Origin of the sequence: Mesorhizobium sp. M5C.F.Cr.IN.023.01.1.1 (assembly GCF_003997585.1) — a bacterium.
In the GTDB taxonomy this organism is placed as follows: domain Bacteria; phylum Pseudomonadota; class Alphaproteobacteria; order Rhizobiales; family Rhizobiaceae; genus Mesorhizobium; species Mesorhizobium wenxiniae.
Genome location: NZ_RZSU01000169.1, coordinates 1 through 9,721 on the forward strand (window position 1 = coordinate 1; position 9,721 = coordinate 9,721).

A 9,721-nucleotide genomic window follows, 5' to 3' on the forward strand; every position below is an offset into this window, starting at 1 on the left:
GGTGTGGTCACTTCGTTCGACAATTTCTGTGTTCTGCTGCGTCGAGACGGCCATTCCCAGCTCGTCTACAAGCACGCCATTTCCACGATCATGCCGAGCCAGCCGGTTCAGATGTTCGATGGCGAGGAAAGCCAGGGCGCCTGATTGGCACGTAAGAAAGACGCGGACCGCAGCGTTCGCGAAAAACCAGCATATCAGCCGGGGACGGAAGCCGAAGGCCCGACCCGGGCCGTGGTCATCGTGCCGGTGCTTACCCGCCAGCCGCGCGGCGACGAAGACACCAATCGTCCGCGCCTGATGCGTTCCGCCGAGGCCCGCCACGACGAAGCGGTTGGTCTTGCCCAGGCCATTGACCTCGACCCGATCCATACCGCGGTGGTGACCGTCAATGATCCGCGGCCCGCAACCTTGCTCGGCAGCGGCAAGGTCGCGGACTTCGCCGAGATCGTCAAGGAGGGCCGTGCCGAACTGGTTATTGTCGACCATCCGCTGACGCCGGTGCAGCAACGCAATCTGGAAAAAGAATTGAACGCCAAGGTGCTGGATCGCACCGGGCTGATCCTGGAGATTTTCGGCGAGCGCGCGCGCACCAAGGAAGGTACGCTGCAGGTCGATCTTGCGCACCTCAACTATCAGAAGGGCCGGCTCGTGCGAAGCTGGACCCACCTCGAGCGCCAGCGCGGCGGCGCCGGTTTCCTTGGCGGTCCTGGCGAAACGCAGATCGAGTCGGACCGCCGTGTCCTGCAGGACAAGATCAACAAGCTGAAACACGAGCTGGAAACAGTGCGGCGCACCCGTGACCTGCACCGCGCCAAGCGCAAGAAGGTGCCGTTCCCGGTTGTGGCGATCGTCGGCTATACCAACGCCGGCAAGTCGACGCTGTTCAACAGGCTGACCGGAGCAGGGGTGCTGGCCGAGGACATGCTGTTTGCCACGCTCGACCCGACACTGCGTCGGGTGCGACTGCCGCACGGCACGCCGGTCATCCTTTCGGACACCGTCGGTTTCATTTCGGACCTGCCGACGCATTTGATCGCGGCCTTCCGGGCAACGCTGGAAGAGGTGGTCGAGGCCGATCTCGTCATCCATCTGCGCGATATTTCGGACCCCGACACGGCCGCCCAGGCCGAGGATGTCGAGCGCATCCTCGCCGATCTCGGCGTCGATGCCGGCGACAGCAAGCGCGTCATCGAAGTGTGGAACAAGATCGACCGGCTCGATGAAGGCAACCGGGCGCGATTGCTCGCCGACGGCATCGACGGCAACAAGGCGCCGCCGATTGCCATTTCGGCCGCCACCGGCGAGGGCATCGATGTGCTGAAGGCGAAAATCGAGACAAGAGTTTCAGGCGAACTGGAAACGCTGACCGTCACGCTCAAGCCTGACCAGCTTGGGTTCGTCGACTGGCTCTACCGCAATGGCGACGTCGTCTCGCGCACCGACAATGAAGATGGCGGTATAACCGTGTCGCTCAAAGCGACGCGAAGCGCACACGAAGAGATAGAAACCAGATTGCATCGTAAAAACAACGGATAGTTTCTGTTACTTCGCGCTTTTGGCTTGCTGCCAAAGCGCCTCCATCTCGTCGAGCGTCGCCCTTTCCAGCGTGTTTCCGGACGCTTCCAGCGCTTGCTCGACATAGCGGAACCGCGACCGGAATTTCTCGTTTGTGCCGCTGAGCGCCGCTTCGGAATCAACCTTGAGATGACGTCCGAGATTGACGACGGCAAACAGCATGTCGCCGAACTCGTCCTTGATCGAAGCGGTATCGCCCTTGGCAAGGGCCTGGCGCAACTCGCCGATCTCTTCCTCGATCTTGTCGAGGATCGGCGTGGCCTCGCTCCAGTCGAAGCCGACGCGGGCCGCTTTTTCCTGCAGCTTGAGCGCCCGGGTCAAAGCGGGCAGGGCGACCGGTACGCTGTCCAGAAAACCGTTGCCATGATCCTCAGGATCGTGCCCGCGGGCGAGGCGGGCGTTTCGCTTTTCCGCTTTTTCCTCGGTCTTGATCTTCTCCCACATGCCCTTGGCCATGCCGGCGCTGCGCGCCTTCTCGTCGCCGAAGACATGCGGATGGCGGCGGATCATTTTTGTGGTAATGGCCTGGACCACGTCGCCAAAGGCGAATTCGCCGGCCTCCTCGGCCATCTGCGCATGGTAGACGACCTGCAGCAGGAGGTCGCCGAGTTCGTCGCGCAGATCGTCCAGGTCGCCGCGCGCGATGGCGTCCGCCACCTCGTAGGCTTCCTCGATCGTGTAGGGCGCGATGGTCGAGAAATCCTGCTCGATATCCCACGGGCAGCCGGTTTCGGGCGCGCGCAGCGCCGCCATAATCTCGATCAGCCGGGAAATGTCTTTCGAAGGTTTCATCTGTCGACGCTATCGTGCAGCGATCACTCAGCCAATGCTGTCACCCGGCAAGGGCGCATTGTCCACAGTTGCCAGCGACGGTCGGCTCAATCGAGCACTGAGACGATCGCCTTGGCGAGCGCGTCCATGCCGCCCTCCGGCAGGCCGGCGACGTTGATGCGGCTGTCGCCGACCATATAGACACCGTGCTCGGCGCGCAGCCGCTCGACCTGCGCTTCGGACAGGCCAAGCCGGGAAAACATGCCGCGATGGCTGGCGACGAAATCGAAGCGATCGGAATTGGACTGCCGCCGCAGCGCTTCGGCGAACTGCACCCGAAGCCGCAGCATGCGCAGGCGCATCTCCTCGAGCTCGGCTTCCCAGTCGGCGCGCAGTGCGGCGTCTTCAAGCACGATGCGCACCGCGGCCGCGCCGTGGTCCGGCGGCATCGAGTACATAGCGCGCGCCGCCGACAGCATCTGGCTCATTGCGACATCCGCCTGCGCGCTGTCTTTAGCCAGGATCATGGCCGCGCCGACACGGTCACGATACACGGCGAAATTCTTGGAGCAGCTCGAGGCAACCACCATTTCCGGGACTTTTTCAGCCAGCAGGCGCAAGCCGGTGGCGTCCGCGTCCAGGCCTTCGCCAAAGCCCTGATAGGCAATGTCGACAAAAGGCAGCAGGCCGTGCTCGATGACCAGGTCGGCTATTTCGGCCCACTGCGCGCTGTCCAGATTGGCGCCTGTCGGGTTGTGGCAGCAACCATGCAGCAGCACCACGTCGCCGCTCTTGGCGGTCGCCAGCGCGCTCATCATGTCCGCGAAGCGAACAGCACCTGATGCAGCGTCGAAGTAGGGATATTCGCGTATCTGCAAGCCGGCGGCGCGCATCACCGGCATGTGGTTCGGCCATGTCGGGTCCGACAGCCAGATCGTCGCGTCGGATCGCGTCCTCTTGAGCAGTTCGGCCACCAGCCGCAGCGCGCCGGAGCCGCCGGGTGCCTGCGCCGCGCGGATGCGCGAAAACTCGGCCGCAGGGCCAAAAACCAGCCCCGCCATCGCCGTGTTGAAGCCGGTATCGCCGGCAAGGCCGAGATAGGTTTTGGTATCCTGGCTCTGCAGCAACCGTTTTTCGGCTTCGCGCACGGCGCGCATCACCGGCGTCTTGCCATCGCGATCCTTGTAGACGCCGACGCCGAGGTCGACCTTGCTGGGGCGGGGATCGGCGCGATAGAGGCCGATCAAGGCAAGGATCTTGTCGGCTGGGGCAGGCTGGAGGTCTTCGAACATCGGCGCGGTTCCGTTGGCGGCGGAGTGATACGCAAATCGGCTGTGCTGCGCCAGCGGTTTCATTTGCACCAGGCTGAAAACCGCCAACCAGGAGACAGGACGCAGAAATCCATAGCATGCCTCGAGGAAAGGCTCGCACGCGGCGAAAGCCTTGACGGCACGGCTCGTCGACGCCGTTCTATGACACCAGCTTGAGGGCAGCAGACGGCAAGGCGGCGACAGCTTGCTGCTTCTTGGCGCCCCAACCGATCCGCGGCAGCCATTCGAGGTAATAGGCGAAGCCGAACTGCAGCGCGATGCCTGTCGAGATCAGGATCGCGTCGTAGAGGAGCCCGCCCGGGCTGACGACCTTCATGACCTGCGCGATCATGGCGAGGATCGTTCCGGCGATGAAGACCGGCAGCGAATGCTTGCCGAGAACCGCGAACGGGTGTCCGGGCCCGGTCTTCGCCAGATTGGAAAGCGCCGGGATCGCCACGATCAGATAGGCGATCGCCAGAATGTGCATGAGCCGCGACAGCGACAGGAATGTCTTGTCGAAGCCGGTCAGCACGGTAGGCAGGCCGGAGGCCGTCTCGATGCCCCACAACGGCAGCCGCACCCAAATCAGCGCGCCGACCAGATACCCGACGGCCGCGCTCGCCATCATCCAGTTGAAGCGGATTTCGCCGCCGCGCTTGACGTGCAGCATGCCGGCGATCCCGATAACGAACAGAAACTGCCAGGAGAGCGGGTTCAGGAACCATAAGCCGTCGCCGGGATAATTCGAAGGCGCGATCTGGAAAATGCCGACGATGAGCCAGAGGAGAGCGGACGCAGCAAGCATCAGGCGGAGGCTGAACGTGCCAACCCACAGGAAAAGCGGCATTATCAGGAGAACGACGGCATACATAGAAAGAATATTGTTGTAGCCGATCTGATGCCCGAGCGCGGCGATGCCGAGCAGCGCTTCCGGCGTGTCCTCGATGATCATTTGGATGTTGATCAGCTTCAAAAGATCGGGCCGCGAGAAATGCAATGCAGCCGCCGAGAAGATCGCCAGCGTCGCGACAGTGGTCATGACGTGGGTGACATAGAGGACACCGGCACGCCGCCAGGCTTTCAGGGTGATGAGCAACCGGTTCCCCGGCTGGAACTTCAGTCCGTAGGCGAGCCCAACGGCAATCCCTGAAACCAGCACGAAGGCTTCGGCCGAATCGGAAAAGCCGAAATTCTTGTGCGTGAAATACTCGAAGATCGTCCCCGGCACATGGTTGATGAAGATCGTCAGTAGCGCTAGCGCGCGGAAGACATCGATGCGGGTATCCCGCTGGGTTGGCACATTGTTTGTCATGTAGGATCGATAATTCGTTGAACAAAGCGGGCCCAAAGGGCTGTCGGCGAAGGGAAGATTCGGCGGTGAATGTTTCCTGCCTATAACTCGCAAGTGCCCCGAAAAAGATGACACCTTCGCGATTTTCCGCGTCACAAATTAATTCAGGTATAAACATCGAAATCCCCGGTGGCGCTAAAACCGCGCGGCGAATTGTGGCGGCTGAGGGGAGGGCTGCTCGTTCGCGGACAAAGAAGCCGTACGCGCGATGGTGGCGTTGTACCGTTGATGCCAGACCTTTCCGGATCGCAAAAAAACTCAAAGAGCGGGATTAAAAACCTGCCATGCTCCGTAAACAGGCCATGAGAGGGTCGATGCCACGCTTCGATATGATAGGACAGCTTGGTTCCCTGCGGCGCTACGCGCGTTCGCTGACGCGCGACAGCGCGGAAGCAGAGGATCTGGTGCATGACGCGCTCGTGCGTGCCTATGAGCGGCGCGGCACCTTCCGCTCCGGCGGGAACCTGCGCGCATGGCTGCTGTCGATCGTTCACAATGCTTTCATTGACGGTTTGCGGTCCCGCAAGTCTGAAGCGGTGCGCGTCGAGCAGGCCGGATATCTTGTCGACGCCAGCCTGCAGGCTCCCCAGGAGCATTCCGTCCGCTTGGCGCAGGTGCGCGAAGCTTTTTTCAAATTACCGGATGAGCAGCGTTCGGCGCTGCATCTCGTCGCCATCGAGGGACTTACCTACAGCCAGGCGGCAGAGGCCAGCGGCGTACCGCTGGGAACGCTGATGTCGCGCATCGGCAGGGCGCGCGCGGCGCTCCGCGAGATGGAGGACAAATTGCCGGCACGTGCGAAAAACCACCTCAAGATCGTGGGAGGCCCGTGATGTCTGTGATGAGCGAACTGCGCGACCCGGTGACCGATGCCGACCTCGACGCCTATGTCGACGACCAGCTGGACGTTGCCCGCCGCATCGAGGTCGAGGCGTTTCTTGCCGCCCGTCCGGAGGCGGCCGCTCGCGTGATGTCCGACCTCAGGACGCGCGACGAACTGCGGGTGGCGCTTGCCGGATCCAAGGGCATGGCGCGGCCGGCAACGGCCGACGCAGCACGGCGGCTGGAGCGGGGACTGGCCCGGGGTCGCGCCTTACGCACGTTGCAGCGGGCTGCGGCGGTCGCAGTCTTGGTGGCCGCGGGCTGGTTGGCGAACGGGATCGTCGGGCCGATATCGGTGACGAAAGTCGTCGCTTCGACCCAGCCGCCTGTCTATCTGGAGGAGGCGATCCGGGCACACAGGACGACGATCATGCGCGAGGCGATGTCATCCCAGCCCGAAGCGCCGGATTACGATGCGGACGAAATCCGCGCCGCTACGGCGATCATCATGCCGTCGCTGCCGAAGGACTGGAAGGTCCGTGACGTCCAGATCTACCCATCGCAGTTCGGCCCGAGCGTCGAGATGGCCGTCGAAACGAGAGACCTGGGACTGGTCTCGCTGTTCGCGATCAGGCCCGGAACGTTCGACGTGGTCCAGCCGACCGTCGCCCCGTCGGGCGAAATTTCCTCGGCCTATTTCCAGATCGGCGAAGTTGCTTACGCAGTCGTCGCCCGAAGCGGTGTCCGCGATCTCGATCGCACCGCAGAAACGCTCGCCAACACGCTTTACTGACCTTCACAAAGGAGAACCTGCATGAACACCCCCAATCTAGGATACCGCACCGGCGTCGGAGCCCAAACCGGCGCCGTCTATGACGAAGGCCTGCGCCAGCACATGCTGCGCGTCTACAACTACATGGGAGTTGGCCTCGTCGTTACCGGCGTGATCGCCTTAGTCGTGGCTTCCACGCCAGCCCTCTACGTGCCGATCTTTTCCACTCCGTTGAAATGGGTGGTGATGCTGGCACCGCTCGCCTTCGTGCTGCTGTTCTCGTTCCGGATACAGACGATGTCCGCGGCCGGCGCTCAGGCGATGTTCTGGGCATTCTGTGCGGTCATGGGCCTGTCGCTGGCGTCCGTGTTCCTGGTGTTCACCGGGACCAGCATCGCGCGCACTTTCTTCATCGCCGCCACCATGTTCGGCGCGACCAGCCTTTACGGCTACACGACCAAACGCGACCTGACCCAGTTCTCGTCCTTCCTGATCATGGGCCTGATCGGCGTGGTGATTGCCAGCATCGTCAACATCTTCCTCGGCTCGACCGCACTCCAGTTCGCCATCTCGGTGATCGGCATCGCCGTCTTCATCGGTCTCACCGCCTGGGATACCCAGACGATCAAGGAGCAGTTTGCGGAAAACTTTGGTGCGGAGTCGCAGCAGAAGCTCGCCGTCTTCGGTGCATTCTCACTCTATCTGAACTTCATCAACATCTTCCAGCTGCTGCTGAACTTCACAGGCGAGCGCGAATAGGCCCGTCAAATCAACTGCATGTCGCGGCAGCGGTTGTGGAGCCGCGACATGCATAAAACAGGGACTTAGAGCGCGTCGCGAGAATCTCTTGGACGCGGGGCGCGCCTGGACAACCGGAGTTGCTTCCCATGGACAGGAACGACCAGCAGGCGATCGGGAATCTTTTCGAGAAACTTGCGAACGTCGAGCGACAGACCTTGCCGGGATAGATGCTGCCGTGACCGGCTCCGAAGATCACCGCACGGGGCATGAGACCATCGGCGAGGCGTTCGGGAAAGCCGAGAAAAGGAGGCGAGGCGGTCATTTCTTGATGGTCTTAATGATGGTTAGCTGAATTTCGGTGTTGGGTGTGTGTAGGAGGTTTGCAGTAGGCGCGAGATCCTAATCGACGCAAAATTCAGAGAGTCTTTCGTTCGGTTCACGCTGACATTTTCCACCATCCGAAAGTCGCATAAGATAGATTATGGAACTGAGATGCGGTTTTGATTGCGTGCTTTCGGCCCAACCGCAATTCCTTGTCCCCTGAGCGGAACTGCGGTTGGTAGCGCTGCGTCTCCCGGGACGCACACAGGTTCCTATGCCGCTTGCGGCACGCAGGCCTCGCAGATCGCCGCGATGTGCCGGTGGTCGGTGCCGCAGCAGCCGCCCAGGATTCGCATGGTCGGAAACGAAGCTGTCAGCCTGCTGTAGCGCCGCCCGAGATCGTCCGGATCGCCCGGGTCGAGCGTTTCCGATTCGTCCAGTTCGGCATGGCTTTTGGCCGAAGCATTCGCCTTCGCTCCATAGACGCGATCGAGCCAGCGCTCGCCCTTTTTCAGCGCCTGCATGAAATGCGTCGGATGGGCGCAGTTGATCATATAGTAGGCCGGCGCACCATCCGTCGCGTCGTCGACTCTGTCGATCGCCTCGCCGAGCGCCATGCCGGTCACCAGCTTCCCGTCCGTCTCCACGGTGAACGAGATCATGCAGGGCATGGCATGCACTTTGGCCGCCCGCGCCACGCCGATTGCCTCTTTGAAATTGGTGAGCGTATAGGCCGACACCATATCGGCTTCGGTCCGCGCGAAACTCTCAATTTGCACCGCGTGATAGGCTTCCGCCTCGTTGGCATCCATCTTGCCGGCTTTGTAGCCGTCGCCGCGCGGTCCGATCGCGCCGCTGATGACGCAGGGCGTTTCGGCGGTCTCGAACTCGTTGCGCAGGTCGAGAAGAAGCTCGATCGAGGCCTCGTTGACGGCGCGTAGCGCTTCCGGCCCGTAGCCGAGCAAGGTTCCCCAATCGGGGTTGGCTCGCCACGTCGGCGTGTCGAGGATGAAGCCGGTCCCACTTCTGCGCGCAATGGTCAGATAACGGACGTAGTATTCCTTCAGCTTCTGCCGGCCTTCAGGCGTTGCCATCAGCGTGAAGGAAGCAAAGTGCGGTAGGTCGAGGCCTTCGTGAAAGATGAGAGTCGTTTCCATGCCGCCATCGCTCAGGAATGTTCTGTTGGCGAGTTGCGGCAGATTCTGGCGGTACTTGGCCATGTGTGTCTCCAGTGGTAAGATAACACCGTGCCGCCCTCGTGGCGGCCGGTTCGGAATAGCCAAGTTTTAGCAGCACGTGCCGCCGGTGCGGTAGAAGGCTTGTGGTCCGGTACTCCACCGAAGCGGAAACCGCAGCAATTACAAACCGATAGCTGCGCTGGGCCGGTCGTATTGCTATCGGTGCCGATGTTGGCGGGTGTGAAAACCATACCGCCGGTACAGTAGATTTGAGGGCATTCGGTCATGCGCAAGGGTGCGGAAACGCGCGAACGCATTCTGGAGATCGCCGAGGCCTCGGTGCTCGCCAAGGGGTTCGGCGCGACTTCCATCGAGGAGGTGATCGCCGAAGCCGGCATCACCAAGAGCGGCTTCTTCTATCATTTCAAGGACAAGAACGAACTCGCCCGCGCCTTGATGCTGCGCTACGTCGAGGAGAATGACCGCATCTTCGATGATGTGTTTCACCGCGGCCGGCAATTGTCCGATGATCCGTTGCAGTCGTTCCTGATCACGCTCAAGCTGCTTGCCGAGCTGATGGGCGACCTTCCGAACGGCCACCCCGGCTGCCTGATCGCGACGTTCACCTATCAGGAGCGCCTCTTCGACCGCAACGTTCGCGACATCGCCGCCGACGCCGTACGTTCCTGGAACGGGCGGTTTCGCCATGCGCTGAACGAGATCGCGACCGTTTATCCTGCCCGCAAAGGCATGGATCTCGACGACGTTGCCATCATGTTCTCCTGTGTGATCGATGGCGGCATTATCATGTCGCGGGGGCTCGGCGATCCCCGTGTCCTCGGACGCCAGATCCTCGCCTTCCGAAGCGTCGTAAAGA

At 61.8% G+C, this 9,721-nt stretch carries 10 protein-coding genes and 1 pseudogene; 6 read left to right on the forward strand and 5 right to left on the reverse strand.

What is annotated here, in order from left to right:
• The coding region (locus EOA78_RS33705) for an RNA chaperone Hfq (protein ID WP_206533553.1) at positions 1-144 on the forward strand (144 nt) is incomplete at its 5' end.
• Entirely contained in the window at positions 145-1,536 is a 1,392-nt protein-coding gene (gene hflX / locus EOA78_RS33710) for a GTPase HflX (protein ID WP_127319854.1), read from the forward strand.
• A gap of 6 nt (positions 1,537-1,542) precedes the next feature.
• On the opposite strand, the gene mazG is transcribed toward hflX, so the two are convergent.
• The 3 genes from mazG to opgC all read right to left on the reverse strand — a co-directional run bounded on the left by mazG (position 1,543) and on the right by opgC (position 4,971).
• Positions 1,543-2,367: a nucleoside triphosphate pyrophosphohydrolase gene (gene mazG, locus EOA78_RS33715; protein ID WP_029352358.1), complete on the reverse strand. Its 825-nt coding sequence runs from the start codon at positions 2,365-2,367 to the stop codon at positions 1,543-1,545.
• 86 nt (positions 2,368-2,453) lie between these two features.
• Positions 2,454-3,638: an amino acid aminotransferase gene (locus tag EOA78_RS33720; RefSeq protein ID WP_127319856.1), complete on the reverse strand. Its 1,185-nt coding sequence runs from the start codon at positions 3,636-3,638 to the stop codon at positions 2,454-2,456.
• Positions 3,639-3,816: 178 nt separating this feature from the next.
• Positions 3,817-4,971, reverse strand: coding sequence for an OpgC domain-containing protein (gene opgC / locus EOA78_RS33725; protein WP_127319858.1), 1,155 nt, complete (start codon positions 4,969-4,971; stop codon positions 3,817-3,819).
• 353 nt (positions 4,972-5,324) lie between these two features.
• Between opgC and EOA78_RS33730 the strand changes: the two genes are divergently transcribed.
• The 3 genes from EOA78_RS33730 to EOA78_RS33740 are packed head-to-tail and all read left to right on the forward strand — an operon-like array spanning position 5,325 to position 7,363.
• Entirely contained in the window at positions 5,325-5,843 is a 519-nt protein-coding gene (locus tag EOA78_RS33730) for a sigma-70 family RNA polymerase sigma factor (RefSeq protein ID WP_245477964.1), read from the forward strand.
• 8 nt (positions 5,844-5,851) lie between these two features.
• Positions 5,852-6,625: an anti-sigma factor gene (locus EOA78_RS33735; protein ID WP_127319862.1), complete on the forward strand. Its 774-nt coding sequence runs from the start codon at positions 5,852-5,854 to the stop codon at positions 6,623-6,625.
• A 21-nt stretch (positions 6,626-6,646) separates the two neighbouring features.
• Complete coding sequence (locus tag EOA78_RS33740; RefSeq protein WP_127319860.1) at positions 6,647-7,363, forward strand: Bax inhibitor-1/YccA family protein; 717 nt, start codon at positions 6,647-6,649, stop codon at positions 7,361-7,363.
• Between the two features lie 196 nt (positions 7,364-7,559).
• On the opposite strand, the pseudogene EOA78_RS37575 reads toward EOA78_RS33740, so the two are convergent.
• Together EOA78_RS37575 and EOA78_RS33750 are read right to left on the reverse strand one after the other, a co-directional pair.
• Positions 7,560-7,667 (reverse strand): annotated as a pseudogene (locus EOA78_RS37575) (agmatinase); the annotation flags it as partial.
• Positions 7,668-7,938: 271 nt separating this feature from the next.
• The gene (locus tag EOA78_RS33750; protein WP_127319861.1) at positions 7,939-8,886 is read right to left on the reverse strand and encodes a homocysteine S-methyltransferase family protein; all 948 of its coding nucleotides are present in this window, start codon (positions 8,884-8,886) and stop codon (positions 7,939-7,941) included.
• 243 nt (positions 8,887-9,129) lie between these two features.
• Between EOA78_RS33750 and EOA78_RS33755 the strand changes: the two genes are divergently transcribed.
• A partial coding sequence (locus tag EOA78_RS33755; protein ID WP_164784068.1) for a TetR/AcrR family transcriptional regulator occupies positions 9,130-9,721 on the forward strand: 592 nt, incomplete at its 3' end.

Excerpts from the sequence above, each read along its gene's own strand:
- EOA78_RS33735 (WP_127319862.1), top strand. The coding sequence starts at position 5,852 with ATGAGCGAACTGCGCGACCCGGTGACCGATGCCGACCTCGACGCCTAT.
- EOA78_RS33730 (WP_245477964.1), top strand. The coding sequence starts at position 5,325 with ATGCCACGCTTCGATATGATAGGACAGCTTGGTTCCCTGCGGCGCTAC.
- EOA78_RS33750 (WP_127319861.1), bottom strand. The coding sequence starts at position 8,886 with ATGGCCAAGTACCGCCAGAATCTGCCGCAACTCGCCAACAGAACATTC.
- EOA78_RS33740 (WP_127319860.1), top strand. The coding sequence starts at position 6,647 with ATGAACACCCCCAATCTAGGATACCGCACCGGCGTCGGAGCCCAAACC.
- opgC (WP_127319858.1), bottom strand. The coding sequence starts at position 4,971 with ATGACAAACAATGTGCCAACCCAGCGGGATACCCGCATCGATGTCTTC.
- EOA78_RS33720 (WP_127319856.1), bottom strand. The coding sequence starts at position 3,638 with ATGTTCGAAGACCTCCAGCCTGCCCCAGCCGACAAGATCCTTGCCTTG.
- mazG (WP_029352358.1), bottom strand. The coding sequence starts at position 2,367 with ATGAAACCTTCGAAAGACATTTCCCGGCTGATCGAGATTATGGCGGCG.